This window comes from Pseudomonas putida (assembly GCF_028682175.1).
In the GTDB taxonomy this organism is placed as follows: Bacteria; Pseudomonadota; Gammaproteobacteria; order Pseudomonadales; family Pseudomonadaceae; genus Aquipseudomonas; species Aquipseudomonas putida_AD.
On the sequence record NZ_JANHKS010000061.1, the window covers coordinates 14,439 to 30,337 of the forward strand.

Annotated in this window: 17 protein-coding genes; 13 read left to right on the forward strand and 4 right to left on the reverse strand. The window is 61.6% G+C overall.

All coding sequences use genetic code 11. The features are described 5' to 3' along the window. The first annotated feature begins 193 nt into the window (after positions 1-193). The 7 genes from NPS29_RS25835 (at position 194) to NPS29_RS25865 (ending at position 7,865) form a co-directional block, all read left to right on the forward strand. On the forward strand, positions 194-1,084 hold the full coding sequence (locus NPS29_RS25835; RefSeq protein ID WP_274136145.1) for an NAD(+) kinase: 891 nt from the start codon (positions 194-196) through the stop codon (positions 1,082-1,084). Continuing rightward, a complete protein-coding gene (locus tag NPS29_RS25840) occupies positions 1,084-2,055 on the forward strand; it encodes a metallophosphoesterase (protein WP_274136146.1) in 972 nt (323 codons plus the stop codon). The genes NPS29_RS25835 and NPS29_RS25840 overlap by 1 nt, the downstream gene beginning before the upstream one ends. Next, complete coding sequence (locus NPS29_RS25845; RefSeq protein WP_274136147.1) at positions 2,052-2,924, forward strand: rhomboid family intramembrane serine protease; 873 nt, start codon at positions 2,052-2,054, stop codon at positions 2,922-2,924. Before NPS29_RS25840 ends, NPS29_RS25845 begins: the two co-directional genes overlap by 4 nt. Before the next feature lie 29 nt (positions 2,925-2,953). Beyond that, positions 2,954-3,214 (forward strand): YeaC family protein, encoded by a 261-nt coding sequence (locus tag NPS29_RS25850; protein ID WP_062380693.1) that lies wholly within the window; start codon positions 2,954-2,956, stop codon positions 3,212-3,214. Beyond that, on the forward strand, positions 3,211-4,041 hold the full coding sequence (locus NPS29_RS25855) for a DUF2797 domain-containing protein (protein ID WP_274136148.1): 831 nt from the start codon (positions 3,211-3,213) through the stop codon (positions 4,039-4,041). The genes NPS29_RS25850 and NPS29_RS25855 overlap by 4 nt, the downstream gene beginning before the upstream one ends. A gap of 10 nt (positions 4,042-4,051) precedes the next feature. Then, positions 4,052-6,715: an aminopeptidase N gene (gene pepN, locus NPS29_RS25860; protein WP_274136149.1), complete on the forward strand. Its 2,664-nt coding sequence runs from the start codon at positions 4,052-4,054 to the stop codon at positions 6,713-6,715. A 193-nt stretch (positions 6,716-6,908) separates the two neighbouring features. Beyond that, positions 6,909-7,865, forward strand: a complete 957-nt coding sequence (locus NPS29_RS25865) for an omptin family outer membrane protease (protein WP_274136151.1) — start codon at positions 6,909-6,911, stop codon at positions 7,863-7,865. Positions 7,866-8,129: 264 nt separating this feature from the next. Here NPS29_RS25865 and queD read toward each other — a convergent pair whose 3' ends face one another. Together queD and NPS29_RS25875 are read right to left on the reverse strand one after the other, a co-directional pair. Further along, positions 8,130-8,486, reverse strand: a complete 357-nt coding sequence (gene queD, locus NPS29_RS25870; RefSeq protein WP_274136153.1) for a 6-carboxytetrahydropterin synthase QueD — start codon at positions 8,484-8,486, stop codon at positions 8,130-8,132. A 104-nt stretch (positions 8,487-8,590) separates the two neighbouring features. Next, the gene (locus NPS29_RS25875; RefSeq protein ID WP_274136155.1) at positions 8,591-9,673 is read right to left on the reverse strand and encodes a patatin-like phospholipase family protein; all 1,083 of its coding nucleotides are present in this window, start codon (positions 9,671-9,673) and stop codon (positions 8,591-8,593) included. A gap of 170 nt (positions 9,674-9,843) precedes the next feature. Between NPS29_RS25875 and NPS29_RS25880 the strand changes: the two genes are divergently transcribed. The 5 genes from NPS29_RS25880 to NPS29_RS25900 all read left to right on the forward strand — a co-directional run bounded on the left by NPS29_RS25880 (position 9,844) and on the right by NPS29_RS25900 (position 13,657). Continuing rightward, positions 9,844-10,152, forward strand: a complete 309-nt coding sequence (locus tag NPS29_RS25880; RefSeq protein ID WP_274136157.1) for a PepSY domain-containing protein — start codon at positions 9,844-9,846, stop codon at positions 10,150-10,152. Continuing rightward, positions 10,152-10,481, forward strand: a complete 330-nt coding sequence (locus NPS29_RS25885; protein ID WP_274136159.1) for a PepSY domain-containing protein — start codon at positions 10,152-10,154, stop codon at positions 10,479-10,481. Before NPS29_RS25880 ends, NPS29_RS25885 begins: the two co-directional genes overlap by 1 nt. Further along, positions 10,481-11,149: a response regulator transcription factor gene (locus tag NPS29_RS25890; RefSeq protein WP_274136161.1), complete on the forward strand. Its 669-nt coding sequence runs from the start codon at positions 10,481-10,483 to the stop codon at positions 11,147-11,149. The genes NPS29_RS25885 and NPS29_RS25890 overlap by 1 nt, the downstream gene beginning before the upstream one ends. Further along, positions 11,146-12,483: a sensor histidine kinase gene (locus NPS29_RS25895; protein WP_274136163.1), complete on the forward strand. Its 1,338-nt coding sequence runs from the start codon at positions 11,146-11,148 to the stop codon at positions 12,481-12,483. Before NPS29_RS25890 ends, NPS29_RS25895 begins: the two co-directional genes overlap by 4 nt. A gap of 109 nt (positions 12,484-12,592) precedes the next feature. Next, positions 12,593-13,657 carry an AI-2E family transporter gene (locus NPS29_RS25900; RefSeq protein ID WP_274136165.1) on the forward strand — a complete coding sequence of 355 codons (1,065 nt, stop codon included), beginning with the start codon at positions 12,593-12,595 and terminating at the stop codon, positions 13,655-13,657. Positions 13,658-13,686: 29 nt separating this feature from the next. On the opposite strand, the gene NPS29_RS25905 is transcribed toward NPS29_RS25900, so the two are convergent. Both NPS29_RS25905 and NPS29_RS25910 read right to left on the reverse strand, forming a co-directional pair. Continuing rightward, positions 13,687-14,418 (reverse strand): zeta toxin family protein, encoded by a 732-nt coding sequence (locus tag NPS29_RS25905; protein ID WP_274136167.1) that lies wholly within the window; start codon positions 14,416-14,418, stop codon positions 13,687-13,689. After that, positions 14,405-14,683, reverse strand: a complete 279-nt coding sequence (locus NPS29_RS25910) for a hypothetical protein (protein WP_274136169.1) — start codon at positions 14,681-14,683, stop codon at positions 14,405-14,407. The genes NPS29_RS25905 and NPS29_RS25910 overlap by 14 nt, the downstream gene beginning before the upstream one ends. 494 nt (positions 14,684-15,177) lie before the next feature. Between NPS29_RS25910 and NPS29_RS25915 the strand changes: the two genes are divergently transcribed. Continuing rightward, on the forward strand, positions 15,178-15,387 hold the full coding sequence (locus NPS29_RS25915) for a hypothetical protein (protein WP_274136171.1): 210 nt from the start codon (positions 15,178-15,180) through the stop codon (positions 15,385-15,387). Positions 15,388-15,899: the final 512 nt, after the last annotated feature.

Genomic DNA, 15,899 nt, shown 5'->3' on the forward strand with positions numbered 1-15,899 from the left:
ACCTCCGGTACGTTTTGGGCTACAACCCTGGTCCCGTAGCAGCACGGCTTGCCGGCGGGGGCGTATTCAAGATCGCTCCCGCGGGCAAGCCCGGCTGCTACGGGGATCGCAACGGATTCAGGCATCATTTGCCGCTATCGACCCCATCGCCCATAATCGCTTTCTTTACACGTATCGACCCTGCGGGAGCCCCATGGAGCAATTTCGTAATATCGGCATCATCGGTCGCCTGGGCAGTTCCCAGGTGCTGGAGACCGTCCGCCGACTCAAGAAATTCCTGATGTCGCGGCACCTGCATGTGATCCTCGAAGACACCATCGCCGAAGTCCTGCCTGGCCACGGCCTGCAGACGTCCTCGCGCAAGATGCTGGGCGAGGTCTGCGACATGGTCATCGTGGTCGGCGGCGACGGCAGCCTCCTGGGCGCGGCCCGGGCGCTGGCCAAGCACAACGTGCCGGTGCTGGGGATCAATCGTGGCAGCCTGGGCTTTCTGACCGACATCCGCCCCGACGAGCTGGAAGTGAAGGTCGCCGAAGTGCTGGACGGCCACTACCTGGTGGAAAACCGCTTCCTGCTCCAGGCCGAAGTGCGCCGCCACGGCGAAGCCATCGGCCAGGGCGACGCGCTCAACGACGTGGTGCTGCACCCCGGCAAATCCACGCGCATGATCGAATTCGAGATCTACATCGACGGCCAGTTCGTCTGCAGCCAGAAGGCCGACGGATTGATTGTCGCGACGCCGACCGGCTCCACCGCCTACGCGCTGTCGGCGGGCGGGCCGATCATGCACCCCAAACTGGACGCCATCGTCATCGTGCCGATGTATCCACACACACTTTCTGGCCGGCCAATTGTCGTCGATGGCAACAGTGAGCTGAAAATCGTTGTCTCAAAGGACATGACGATTTATCCACAGGTCTCCTGCGATGGACAAAACCACTTCACCTGCGCACCGGGTGACACCGTGACGGTCAAGAAAAAGCCCCAGAAACTGCGCCTGATCCACCCGCTGGACCACAACTATTACGAAGTCTGCCGGACCAAACTCGGTTGGGGCAGTCGGCTCGGCGGCGGGAGCGACTGATGCTCGATCCCGCGCGTAGCTACGATCTGATCGGTGACGTGCATGGATGTGCCCAGACCCTTGAGCACTTGCTCGACACCCTTGGTTACCGTTTTCAGGCCGGCGTATGGCGCCACCCTGAACGCATCGCCCTGTTCCTGGGCGACATCATCGACCGCGGCCCGCGGATTCGCGAGGCGCTGCACATCGTTCACGACATGGTCGTGGCCGGTCACGCGTTCTGCATCATGGGCAACCATGAGTTCAACGCCCTGGGCTGGGAAACCCCTGCGCCGCCCGAGAGCGGCAAACAGTTCGTGCGCGAACACACGCCGCGCCATGCCCGCCTGCTCGGCGAAACGCTGGCGCAGTTCGAACATCACCCCGGCGACTGGAAGGATTTCCTCAACTGGTTCTACGAGCTGCCGCTGTTCATCGACGCCGAACGTTTCCGGCTGGTGCACGCCTGCTGGGACGCCAGCCTGATCGAACCGCTGCGCAGCGCCCATGGCGACGGTCGCATCGACCAGCATTTCGTCCAGGCCTCGGCGCTGCCGGGCAGTTTCGCCAGCGCGGTGTTCGACCGTCTGCTGCGCGGCACCGACATGCGCCTGCCCCACGGCATGACGCTGACCGGCGGTGACGGCCTGACGCGGGCCTCGTTCCGTACCAAATTCTGGGAAGACGACCCGCAGACCTACGGCGATGTAGTGTTCCAGCCCGACGCGCTGCCGGAGCCGGTGGCCAAGCGGCCGCTCTCGGACACCGAGAAAAACGCGCTGCTGCGCTATGGCATCGACCAGCCGTTGCTGTTCGTCGGCCATTACTGGCGCAGTGGCGTTCCCGCGCCGATCCGCCCCAACCTTGCGTGCCTGGACTACAGCGCAGTGCTGTACGGCAAGCTGGTGGCCTACCGCCTGGATCAGGAAAGCGTCATCGATCCGGGCAAGTTCGTCTGGGTTGACGTCAAGCGCCCGGAGACGGCCCAGTGAAGCCGGTCGTGGCATTACGGATGCCCCTCAACACCGACCTGAACGGCTTCGTCGAATTGCTCCGGCGCCTCAACGTGCCCCATCGGGTCAGCGAGGAGGCTGGCGAGCAAGTGCTCTGGGTGCCGGACGCGGGCACGCTGGTCGCGGATATCGGCGAGCTTTATCGGCAATATCCCCAGGGTGATCCCACGGCGCAGTTGCCCCCGGGCCGGGAGCTTGTGGCGAGCAGCCGGCCCAGCCCCCTGATGCAGGTGCGCAGTGCCCCGATGACGGTGGCGATTCTGCTGCTGTGCGCGATCGTTGCCGGCGTCACGCTGCTGGGCGACAACCTCGACGCCCTGAGCTGGCTGACCTTCAACGATTTCCGCGTCAGCGGCAACTACGTCATGTTCACCCCGCTGGACGTGTCGCTGGCGGCGGGGCAGTGGTGGCGGATCATCTCGCCCATGCTGATCCACTTCGGCCTCCTGCACCTGGTGATGAACGCCCTGTGGTTCTGGGAGCTTGGGCGGCGAATCGAAGTGCGCCAGGGACGCTGGACATTGCTGGGCCTGACCCTGGTGTTCGCAGCGTTTTCCAACTACGTGCAGTATTTCTGGAGCGGCCCGACGCTGTTTGGCGGGCTGTCCGGCGTGCTCTATGCCTTGCTGGGGCATTGCTGGATCTACCAACTGCTGGCGCCCGGCGCGCTCTATCGCCTGCCGCGCGGCACCCTGGGCATGATGCTGATCTGGCTGGTGGTGTGCATGTCCGGCGTGGTCGGGCTGCTGGGGTTTGGCGAGATCGCCAACGGTGCCCATGTCGGCGGCCTGATCGTCGGTTGTGCAACAGGTCTTGTGGGCGGTGCATTAGCGCGCCGTAAACATTAAAATCGCCCGCTTAATTCTGGGAGAACCCAATGTCCTCTTTTGTCGAAATGATCGAAAACATCACCCCGGACATCTACGAAAGCCTGAAACTGGCCGTGGAAATCGGCAAGTGGTCCGATGGCCGCAAGCTGACTCAGGAACAACGTGAGCTGTCGCTGCAGGCGCTGATCGCCTGGGAAGTGCGCAACGTGCCCGAAGAGCAGCGCATCGGCTACATGGGCCCGCAGGAATGTGCCTCCAAGTCGGCGCCGGTGCCGAACATCCTGTTCAAGTCGGATGCCATCCATTGATTGAAATCGGTCGCGGCTCCGTCAACAAAATGTCTGCGCGGCTCGATGCCTCGCGGGTCGAATATGCGTTTCGCCTGGGCGATGCGCAGATCCCGGTCAACCCGCTGATCGGCAAGACCGTGCGCCTGGAATACCTGGGCGCGATCCATTGCAGCCACTGCGGTCGCAAGACCAAGACCAGTTTCAGCCAGGGTTATTGCTACCCCTGCATGCAGAAGCTGGCGCAGTGCGACGTGTGCATCATGAGCCCGGAAAAATGCCACCACGAACACGGCACCTGCCGTGAGCCGAGCTGGGGCGAGCAGTTCTGCATGACCGACCACGTTGTCTACCTGGCCAACTCCTCGGGCGTGAAAGTGGGCATCACCCGCGCCACCCAGTTGCCAACCCGCTGGCTGGACCAGGGCGCAAGCCAGGCGCTGCCCATCGTGCGCGTCTCGACCCGCCAGCAATCGGGCTTCGTCGAAGACCTGTTCCGCAGCCAGGTGGCCGACCGCACCAACTGGCGCGCGCTGCTTAAAGGCGATGCGCCATCGGTTGACCTGACGGCCATTCGTCAGCAATTGTTCGAGTCTTGCGCCCAGGGCATTGCCGATCTGCAAGCGCGATTCGGGCTGCAGGCGATCCAGTTGCTCGACGACGTGGCGCCCATCGAGATTCAGTACCCGGTCCAGGCGTATCCCGCCAAGATCGTCAGCTTCAACCTGGACAAGGATCCCATCGCCGAAGGCACGTTGCTGGGGATCAAGGGTCAATACCTGATCTTCGACACCGGCGTGATCAACATTCGCAAGTACACGGCCTACCAGCTCGCCGTGCATCACTAAGGACAGCATCATGCGTACCGAACAGCCGAAAATGATCTACCTGAAGGATTATCAGGCGCCTGAGTACCTCATCGACGAGACGCACCTGACCTTCGAATTGTTCGACGACCACACCCTGGTCCACGCGCAACTGGTCATGCGCCGCAACCCGGAACGGGGTCCAGGCCTGCCACCGCTGGTACTGGATGGCCAACAGCTGGAGCTGCTGTCGGTCAAGCTGGCCGACGTCGATCTGGCATCGGGCGACTACGTCCTGACGCCGGACAACCTGACTGTGCAGCCGGCCACAGAGACCTTCACTCTGGATACCAGCGTGAAGATCCATCCGGAAACCAACACCGCGCTGGAAGGCCTGTACAAGTCCAGCGGCATGTTCTGCACCCAGTGCGAGGCCGAGGGTTTCCGCAAGATCACCTATTACCTCGACCGTCCGGACGTGATGAGCAGCTTCACCACGACCGTGATCGCCGACAAGCAGGACTTCCCGATCCTGCTGTCCAACGGCAACCCGGTTGATGCCGGTCCTTCCGACGACGGCCGTCACTGGATCACCTGGGAAGACCCGTTCAAGAAGCCTGCCTACCTGTTCGCGCTGGTGGCGGGCGACCTGTGGTGCATCGAAGACACCTTCACCACCATGACCGAGCGCAAGGTCACGCTGCGCATTTACGTCGAGCAGGAAAACATCGACAAGTGCCAGCACGCCATGGACAGCCTGAAGAAGTCCATGCGCTGGGACGAGGAGGTCTACGGCCGCGAATACGACCTGGACATCTTCATGATCGTGGCGGTGAACGACTTCAACATGGGCGCCATGGAGAACAAGGGCCTCAACATCTTCAACTCCAGCGCCGTGCTGGCCCGCGCCGAAACCGCGACCGACGCCGCCCACCAGCGCGTCGAAGCCATCGTCGCCCACGAGTATTTCCACAACTGGTCGGGCAACCGCGTGACCTGCCGCGACTGGTTCCAGTTGTCGCTCAAGGAAGGCTTTACCGTATTCCGTGACTCGGGCTTCTCGGCCGACATGAACTCGGCCACGGTCAAGCGCATCCAGGACGTTGCCTACCTGCGCACCCACCAGTTCGCCGAAGACGCCGGCCCCATGGCCCACGCCGTACGCCCGGACAGCTTCATCGAGATTTCCAACTTCTACACCCTGACCGTGTACGAAAAGGGCTCGGAAGTGGTCGGCATGATCCACACCCTGCTGGGCGCTGATGGCTTCCGCAAGGGCAGCGACCTGTACTTCGAACGCCACGACGGCCAGGCCGTGACCTGCGACGATTTCGTCAAGGCCATGGAAGACGCCAACGGCATCGACCTGACCCAATTCAAGCGCTGGTACTCGCAAGCGGGCACGCCACGCCTGAGCGTGACCGATGCCTACGACGCCGCGGCCAAGACCTACAGCCTGACCTTCCGCCAAAGCGCGCCGACCACCCCCGGCCAGCCTGGCGAGGAGAAAAAGCCGTTCGTGATCCCGGTATCCATGGGCCTGCTGGACCCACAGGGCCGCGAAATCGCGTTGCGTCTGCAGGGCGAATCGTCGGCATCCGGCACTTCCCGGGTGATTTCGGTCACCGAAGCCGAACAGACCTTCACCTTCGTAGACATCGCCGAACAGCCGCTGCCATCGCTGCTGCGCGGTTTCTCGGCGCCGGTGAAACTGAGCTTCCCGTACAACCGCGACCAGTTGATGTTCCTGATGCAGCACGACAGCGACGGTTTCAACCGTTGGGATGCCGGGCAGCAGTTGTCGGTTCAGGTGTTGCAGGAACTGATCGCCCAGCATCAGAAGGGCGAGGCTTTGGTGCTGGATCAGCGTCTGATCACGGCGCTCGGTACTGTGCTGGCTGATGATTCGCTGGATCAGGCCATGGTCGCTGAAATGCTGTCGTTGCCGGGCGAGGCCTACCTCACCGAAATCAGCGAAGTGGCCGATGTCGATGCGATCCATGCTGCCCGCGAGTTCACCCGTCAGCAACTGGCGAACAGCCTGAGCGACGCGCTGTGGAAGCGTTATCAGGCCAACCGCGAGCTGTCGAAAAACACCGCTTACGTCGCCGAGTCCGAGCACTTCGCCCGCCGTGCGTTGCAGAACATTGCCCTGTCCTACCTGATGCTGAGCGGCAAGCCTGAAGTGCTGACAGCCGCCATCGACCAGTTCGACACGGCCGACAACATGACCGAGCGCCTGACCGCGCTGGCCGTGCTGGTCAACTCGCCGTTCGAAGACGAGAAGGCCAAGGCACTGGCGGTGTTCGCCGAGAACTTCAAGGACAACGCGCTGGTCATGGATCAGTGGTTCAGCGTCCAGGCGGCCAGCACCTTGCCTGGCGGTCTGGGCCGCGTGAAAGCGTTGATGCAGCACCCGGCCTTCACCATGAAGAACCCGAACAAGGTGCGGGCACTGATCGGCGCGTTCGCCGGGCAGAACCTCATCAACTTCCACGCGGCGGACGGCTCGGGCTATCGCTTCCTGGCCGATCTGGTCATCGAGCTGAACGGCTTCAACCCGCAGATCGCCTCGCGTCAACTGGCGCCGCTGACCCGCTGGCGCAAGTACGACGATAAACGTCAGGGCCTGATGAAGGCCGAGCTGGAGCGCATTCTCGCATCCGGTCCGCTGTCGCCTGATGTCTATGAAGTGGTGAGCAAGAGTCTGGCGTGATCCACGTCTGACGCATTGACCAGAGGGCCGCCCGGGCAAACGGGCGGCCCTTTTTTCTGCGCGAATGGTTTGTAGGATCGGTCCGTCATCGCGAGTTTAGGTTTCACACAGGTTTAGTGGGAGAGGGCTGGCAGAACCATCCTGCGTGCGCGTTCATTCTTTACACCCTCTTTGAAACGGTGCGGAGTGGGTGATGAACGGACGTAGAACGCTGGCGGTAATGGGGCTTGCGCTGCTGGTGCAGGATGCAGCCGCCGACGCGAAGGTGACTGAGGAACAGGGCTTTCAACTGGGTCAGGTGGCAGTCAGCCTGGGGCTGGGTCTGCTCAGTGGCCAGGCACAGGAGAAGGTGTACGACACTGATGACGGCAAGAAAATCAGCCAGTTGAACTGGGACCTCAAGCAGATTCCCACACTGCACCTGGGGCTGACTTATGATCCGCTGGACTGGCTGTCCCTCGAAGCCCGGGGCTGGACCCAGATCACCAAGGGCGACGGGCACATGAAGGACTATGACTGGTCAGGCGATGACGGCGAGAGTTGGAGCGACTATTCCGATCACCCCAACACCCGCGTACAGAAGGCCTGGCAAGCAGAAGTGGCAGCCACCGCCTGGGCGTTGAAGCGCGATGATCTGGCAGTAGGGGTGATGCTCGGGTATCAGCGCACGCAGTTGGGCTGGCAGGCTCGCGGTGGCCGTTACGTCTATTCAGAGGACGATTTCCGGGACTCGACCGGGGAGTTTCCACGGGGCGAGAAAGGCGTCAGTTATCAACAGACCTACGACACGCCTTATATCGGGCTGGTCGGCATCTACAACTACCGGGCCTGGACCCTCGAAGGGCGGTTCAAGTACAGCCAGTGGGTCAAGGCCCGGTCATTCGATACGCACCACATGCGCAGCCTGACCGTTGCCGGGAACAACGGCAACACCGGCCAGATGCAGAGCCTGGCGCTGGGTGCGTCTTATCAGGTCAGTCCGCAGCTTGCGGTGAAGGCGGGTGTCGATTATCAAGTGCATGCCGAGGCCAAGGGCAGTACGCGGTATACGGATCTGCCGAGCGGCCAGAGCTATCACTTCGGCGGCAAGGCCGGTTCTCAGGCGAGCAGGACGGTGTTGTCCAGCCTGGCGGTGGATTATCGGTTCTAGGCAGCGTTCTCGAAATCGCCCCCGCCGGCAAGCCGTGCTGCTACGGGGTTGTGGGTGTATCGAGAATCACCGTTCAACACGGATCCGTAGGAGCTCGCTTGCCGCGATGGCGGTGGGTCAGGCACCTCTGAGGCGTCTGGTCCGACGCGTTCGCGGGCAAGCGCGCTCCTACAAAGACCGGCGCGGAGCATGTGCCGGCGGGGGCGATCTGGAGGGCACCACAGCCAATAAATGAAAAACCACCCAAAGGTGGTTTTTTGAACATTACTCGCCGCGATACACGCAACCGCTGGTGCAGGTCTCGTGAATACGAATGGCCGACAGCTCGGGCAACAAAGGCTTGAGCTCGTTCCAGATCCACTTCACCAGCACTTCGCTGGTCGGGTTTTCCAGGCCTGGAATGTCGTTGAGGTAGTTGTGGTCAAGACGCTCGTACAGCGGCTTGAAGATGGTCTTGATTTCCGAGAAGTCGCGGATCCAGCCAGTATGCGGATCCGGCTCGCCCTGCAGGTAGATCGCTACCCGGAAGGAGTGACCATGCAGTCGGCCGCACTTGTGGCCCTCAGGAACGTGAGGAAGGCGGTGGGCGGATTCGAACGTAAATTCCTTGAAAATTTCCACGGTATTAAAAGCCTTGAGAGGTGGCGATCGCCAGGGCGATGGATGCAGCCGACGAGTTTACCAGCAAAGGTTTGTCCAGGGGCAGGCAAAACCTGACCGCTTGGTTAGATCAGTGCGTCCATTTGCTCCGAAAGCTTGCCGCTGTCTACCAGGTCGATGAATTCATCACCCAGCCTGCGACTCTGTTCCATCGCGGTACGCCAGTAGCGCTGGCGCTCCTGATCCTTGCCCACGAAGCGCTTGAAGTCGCTGCGGTCTGGCAGTTTGCCGAAGGGCAGGGTCGACAGATAATCGGCAGAGGGTGCCAGCAGCACCACATCCTGCAGGCGGTCCAGGTCCCCACGGCGCCACGGCAGGGTCTTGTCGAACCAGCCAGGGATGATTTTGTCGGTGAAATGCGGGTACAGCACGATGTCGCTGCCGCTGTAGGGCAGGTCCAGGTGATAGTCCAGCAGGCCGCCGTCGCGGAAGGTCCCGGGCCCTGCACCGGGAATGTCCATCACGCCCTGCATCACCATGGGAATCGAACCCGAGGCCAGCAACGCCTGGCGCAGATTGCCGACGTCCAGAGGCAGGCAGCGCGACGGGAAGTCCGTCAGGGCCGACAGTGGTGGCGCCAGGCGGGCATCGTGCATGATCAGGCGTTCGAAGTGCCGGGACAAACGCGCGCGCCCCAGCAGGTTGTTCGCGATCACCGAGCCCAGGCCCAGCCCCAGGCCGCCGCGATGATCCAGCGCCAGCAGCCCGTGGCTCTTCACGATCATGATGTTGAGCCGGTAATAGGGGTTGCTCAACACACTGGCATCGCGGCCCTCAAGCAGGTCGTCGAGCATCTTCACGCAACTGCTGCTGACCTCAGCCATGGTCACGCCCTTGGCGAAGCTCTGCTCGTTGTAGAGCTTGCCCAGCCGCTCGATGCCTTGCACAGGGTCGGGCAGGCAGGCGCTGGCAAACCGCCAGGAACCGATGGACGCACCGATCAGCGAACGCTCGCGCGGGGCCCGTGGCAGCCATTCGCCGAACAGCGCCAGGTCCAGGCCCTGAATCCCCAGTGCCTTGGGGCCGCCTGCGGCGCCGGGAATGATGGCAACGTCCGCTGGCGCGAGGCCTCGGTCGCGAATCCGCGCCATGGCGCGTTTGCCGGCCTTGATCGTCAGTGCGCGGGATTTGATCTGAATCGCGCTCATGTGTACTCCGTGGTTGAGCAGGCGTTGATTATATCCACTGGTCAGTGCTCAAGGGCGAACCAGATCCCTGATCAGGGTGATGGCAGGTGGCCAGAAAATTCAGCTTCAATTAAGTTCGGATGTTTATCGTGAATTCCGTAAACACGCTGAACCCAAAACGGAGAAACACCATGAACACCTTTACTGCCTTTTTCACTGCTGCTGCCCTCGCCGTCACCGCCGGTTACGTTCAAGCCAAGGATCTTGGCCCGGATCAGGCGCTCAAGCTGCGCGATGCAGGTACTATTCAGTCTTTCGAGAAACTCAATGCTGCGGCGCTGGCCAAACATCCCAATGCCACCATTACCGACACCGAGCTGGAAGAGCACTATGGCAAGTACGTTTATCAGGTCGACCTGCGCGACGCCCAGGGTGTCGAATGGGATGTCGAAGTTGACGCTGTCAGCGGCCAGGTACTCAAGGATCATCAGGACAAGTGATGATCGCCAGTAAGCGTCCCGCCGAGTGCCTCGTTTATTGCGTGCTCGCAAGCTGCGTGGTCCTTGCTTCGGCCGTCTGCACGGCGCGGGACCTGAATCAGGACCAGGCGCTGGAGCTTCGGCGCAAGGGCGTGATCCTGCCGCTGGAGCAGTTCATCGAACAGGCACTGGGACGCTATCCCGGCTCCAGGTTGCTGGAGGCGGAGCTGGAAGAGAAACATGATCGGCTGGTCTACGAGATCGAGCTGTTGACGGTGGATCACGTGGTTCGCGAATTGAAATTCGATGCCCGTGACAGCCGCTTGCTGGAAGACAAGGAAGATGATTGATGCGTCTGCTACTGGTTGAAGACAACGTACCCCTGGCCGATGAACTGGTCGGCACTCTGAACCGCCAGGGGTACGCGGTTGACTGGCTCGCCGACGGCCGCGACGCGATTCACCAGGGGGCCAGCGAGCCCTATGACCTGATCGTGCTGGACCTCGGCCTGCCCGGCGTCCCGGGGCTTGAGGTGCTGCAGAAGTGGCGCGCCGGGGGCCTGTCGACGCCGGTGCTGATCCTCACCGCCCGGGGTTCCTGGGCCGAGCGCATCGAAGGCCTCAAGGCCGGTGCCGATGATTACCTGACCAAACCCTTTCACCCCGAAGAACTGCAATTGCGTATCCAGGCGTTGCTGCGCCGCGCCCGAGGCCTTGCCAACCAGCCGAAGCTGGAAGCCGCCGGGCTGCATCTGGACGAGGGCCGGCAGTGCGTCAGCCGTGATGGCGAAGAGATTCAGCTCACCGCCGCCGAGTTCCGCCTGCTGCGCTACTTCATGCTGCACCCGGAACAGATCCTCTCCAAGAGCCATTTGGCCGAGCACCTGTACGACGGCGAAAACGAACGCGACTCCAACGTCATCGAAGTCCACGTCAATCATCTGCGCCGCAAGCTTGGGCGCGGCGTCGTCGAAACCCGGCGCGGCCAGGGTTACCGGTTCGGCGGGGCAGGGGGGTGAGATCCATCCAGCGGCGCCTGAGCCTGGGCCTTGTCAGTGTGCTGCTCATCATCGGCCTGGTGCTGGCGCAGATCAGTCTGTGGCTGTTCGAAGTCGGCCTGCAACGCTACCTCGAATCCGGCCTGCGCAATGACAGCGAACTGCTGCTGGTGGCTATCGTTCGCGGGCCCAACGGTCTGCAACTGGACGAGCATCGCCTGTCGCCGGGCTATCAGCGGCCGTATTCGGGTCACTATTTTCGCATCGACTTCGACGGCGGCCACTGGCGTTCGCGCTCGCTGTGGGATCTTGAACTGCCACAGCCCGAGCAGCCTGGCCTGCACGCCGACCTGAAGCTTGAGAAGAGCAGGCAGTCGCTGCTGGTGCTGCACAGCGCGTACCGCAAGTTCGGCCAGAAGATTTCCATTACTGTCGCTCAGGATTACTCGCCGGTGAAGGCGAGTTTTGCACTGGTTCAGCGAATCGGCCTGGCCCTGGGCCTGGCGGGACTGATCCTCATTCTGGTACTCCAGCGAATGACCGTGCGCCGTGCTCTGCGCCCGCTGGATACGGCCCGCGAGCAGATTCAGCAACTGCAACAGGGCCAGCGATCACAGCTCGACGAACAGGTGCCCCTTGAACTTGAGCCGCTGGTGGCGCAGATCAACCACCTGCTGGCCCACACCGAGGACAGCCTCAAGCGCTCACGCAACGCGTTGGGCAATCTGGGGCATGCCCTCAAGACACCGCTGGCCGTACTGTTGAGTCTGGCCGAAGGCCAGAAGCTTGAAGCCCACCCGCAACTGCGCGCCACGCTGCGTGAGCAACTGACACAGATTCAGCAGCGGCTGGAACGCGAACTCAACCGCGCCCGTCTTTCGGGCGATGCTTTGCCGGGGGTGCGTTTCGAGGCTGATGTCGAGTTGCCGGGTTTGTTCTCGACCTTGCGCATGGTGCACGGCGAACACCTGGAGCTGAACAATCACGTCACGCCGGGGCTGGTCCTGCCCTGGGACAGGGAAGACATTCTCGAGATGCTGGGCAACCTGCTGGACAACGCCTGCAAGTGGGCCGACAGCAGCGTCTGCCTGTGCATCACTCAGGAGGAGAACGGCTTCTGTCTGCTGATCGACGATGACGGTCCGGGTATTCCCGTCGAGCGACGCGAGGATGTGCTGGGGCGCGGCAATCGCCTGGATGAACAGGTGACCGGGCATGGCCTGGGGCTCGGCATCGTCAAGGACATCGTCGAGTCCTGGGGCGGCCGGATCCAACTGCTGGAAAGCCCGCTGGGCGGCTTGCAGGTGCGCATCGATCTGCCCGAGCGCCAGGCCCTGTCTCAATCCCCAGTCTGAAGCGCTTCCATGGGCTGTTTCGCGCGCCTTACACAGGGCACTCCTGTCGCGGCGGGCTGACTAATCATTAGGCCGCCGATTCAGCGCGGCTCAATGACATGGAAGAGACATGAACCAAACCGCGCTACAAAACAAGACCCTGATGTTGCTGCTGATACTGGTCAGCCTGGCGTTCATCTGGATTCTGCTGCCGTTCTACGGCGCTGTGTTCTGGGCCGTGGTGCTGGGCGTGATCTTCGCGCCGCTGCAACGCCGACTGCTGATGCGCCTGGGTTGGAAGCGCAACGTCACCTCGCTGTGCACCCTTGGGGTGTGCCTGGTGATCGCCATCCTGCCGGTGATCGTCATCAGCACGCTGATGGTTCAGGAGGGTGCGGCGCTGTACAAGAACGTCGAAAGCGGCCAACTGGACATCCCCAAATACCTGGCTGAGTTCAAGGCGTTGCTTCCAGCGTCGATGCAGCACTGGCTTGATCGTCTGGGCATGGGCGACTTCAAGGGGCTGCAAGACAAGATTTCCAAGGCGGCGATGCAGGGCAGCCAGTACCTGGCGACCCAGGCGTTCAGCTTCGGCCAGGGTACTTTCGATTTCGTGGTGAGTTTCTTCATCATGCTGTACCTGCTGTTTTTCTTCCTGCGTGACGGCCAGGAGCTGACCCGCCGAATCCGCATCGCCATCCCCCTCGCCGAACCACAGAAACGCCGCCTGCAACTCAAGTTCACCCGCGTGGTGCGGGCGACGGTCAAGGGCAACGTGGTAGTCGCCATCACTCAAGGCGCGCTGGGCGGGCTGATCTTCTGGGTGCTGGACATCCCGAGCTCGCTGCTATGGGCGGTGCTCATGGCATTTCTGTCGCTGTTGCCAGCGGTGGGGGCGGGGATCGTCTGGGCGCCAGTGGCGGCGTACTTCCTGCTCAGCGGGATGTATTGGCAGGGGATTGTGCTGGGGCTGTTCGGCGTATTCGTGATCGGCCTTGTAGACAACGTGCTCAGGCCCATCCTGGTGGGCAAGGACACCCGCATGCCCGATTACCTGATCCTGATCTCGACCCTGGGCGGCATGGCGATCTTCGGCCTGAACGGCTTCGTGATCGGCCCGATGATCGCGGCGTTGTTCATGTCGACGTGGGGATTGTTTACCAGCGACAAGCAGAAGGTGAATTTGCCGGGGTAGGTCACTTACAGACTCATAAGGCGCCAGGTTCAGTGATCCACTTTGTCCACATAGGCTTCAAAGAACCAGTCCGGGATTTCTTCCGTTCTGTATTCGAGCTGGGTGCCATCCGTGACTTCTGCGAGCAATACAGCTCTGTCACCGGAGTTGTCGAAGATATACGCCCGGTTGCTCGCTGATACCGCCTCTGACAACAGGCCCAGCGATCGGATGTATCTGTCACGAACTGCGGATGGATTAACCGGGTGACCGCCTTCCTGTACTCGAATGGCCACCCGGTCCACATTGATTTCGGGGTCTTCCGTGGAGACGAAATACAGGTAGGTTCGGTAGCCCCGAGCCTGAGCCTCTTTCATGATTTCCACTTTGCTGGGATGAGACATCACCGTCTCGAAGGTGAAGCTCATCTCCCTGTCGATGAGGCGTTGGCGGATCAGATCGGAAATAACGGATGCGAAGTAGGAGTCGACCATGACACTGCGGTAGTCAACCCTGGTGCCCGACAGGCTAATGCGCTCGACCTGTCCGGTCATTCCCTTCTTGATGAGCAAGTGGTGTTCGGCATGAAACGCCAGCAGCTCAGGTAATGTGATATCGATGCCGAACGCTGACAGGTCGATGAACCCGGTAGCTTTTGCCTCTTTCTCGAGCTCATCGGCGTTTACATAGGTTTTGATCAAGGCGGATGATAACTCGCCTTTGATGGTGCTTTTGCCTGATCCGTTCGGACCTGCAAAAACTCGAAGCCTAGGCACGATCACTCGCAGCTTGGGCTCCGACCCGCCGGACGGTAATCACTTCTCCCACCGTGACCTTACGGCGCGGCTTGGCCTTGGCTACAACGGTCTTGCTGCCGTCACGGGCCACGCGAACCAGATTGCCTGCATCGGTGCGCAGAACGCCTGACTGGGTCATGGATACGGCTCGGAAATAGGCAGAGAGCGTCGCGTCCATGGCGCGATCCGGGATCAGACGCTCCAGGTCGTCTACTTCTGAATCTGAAACCTTCTTCGCCTTCACACTCATTTGCATCTCCGGGAAAGCTTCCAGGCTGGGCAGCGTTGGAATCCATGATAGCGCCAACCCGATGGTTAAAGAAGGCATCCGCAATACTCTGGCACTCAATCATCGTGTCTACGCTTCGCGTGGTAACGGGTTTAGCGACGCTGAGACTGGAGACATATCCATTGGCGCGGTAGTTGGGCTTACGGGTTTCGCCCCTTACGGGCGACCTACTTTCTTTCGGGAAAGTAGGCAAACCATTTGCTCCTGGCTGGGCCGCGACTTCGTCTCGGTTCCCTCCCTCCGGTGCCGTTCCGGGGCACGCCGTCCCGTCTATCTGAGCGCCATTCATGGCCCGCACAGCTTTCGCGGCTTCCTGCCGCTCATCCCCCTCCACGACACCTGCGCTCGGCCTGGCGCCTTGACGTCGCGTTCGGCGGTGTCTGACCCATCGCGCATGAAGATCAAGAGCAGAAGCAAAAGCCTCGGTTTACTCCGTCCCGTAGCAGCACGGTAGCGTGTTTTTGATTTTGATTTTGATTTTGATTTTGATTTTGATTTTGATTTTGATCTTGATGCGCGATGGTGCAGGCGCCGCCGAACGCGACGTTAAGGCGCCAGGCCGAACGGAGGTGTCGTGGAGTGGGTTGAGCGGCAGGGAAGCCGCGAAAGCCGTGCGGGCCATGGATGGCCCATCACGGCGGACCCACGGAGCGACGCCGGAGTGAGGGAACCGGGACGAAGTCACGGCCCAGCCTGTCGCAAATGGCTTTGGTTACTTTCCCCGAAAGGAAAGTGACCCGCCGTAAGGGCGGAAAGGTGATTCCGAGTCGACATCGCGAACGGATATGCTCACCAGAATCTGGGCCACGGCCACTGGGGGCAGATCCGTTACCGAGTGTACTGCGCCTAAGGGTTTCGCCCCTTACGGGCGACCTACTTTCTTTCGGGAAAGTAGGCAAACCATTTGCTCCTGGCTGGGGTCCTCCTTCGTCGGACTTCCCTCGCTCCGGCGCCGTTCCGGGGGCACGCCGTGATGGGCCATCCATGGCCCGCACGGCTTTCGCGGCTTCCTGCCGCTCATCCCCCTCCACGACACCTACGCTCGGCCTGGCGCCTTTACGTCGCGTCCTGTGTCGCCTGCACCATCGCGCACCAAGATCAAAAGCAAAAGCAGGATCAAGATCAAAATCCTTGGCCAGACCCCGTCCCGTAGCAGCACGGCTTGCCGGCGGGGGCG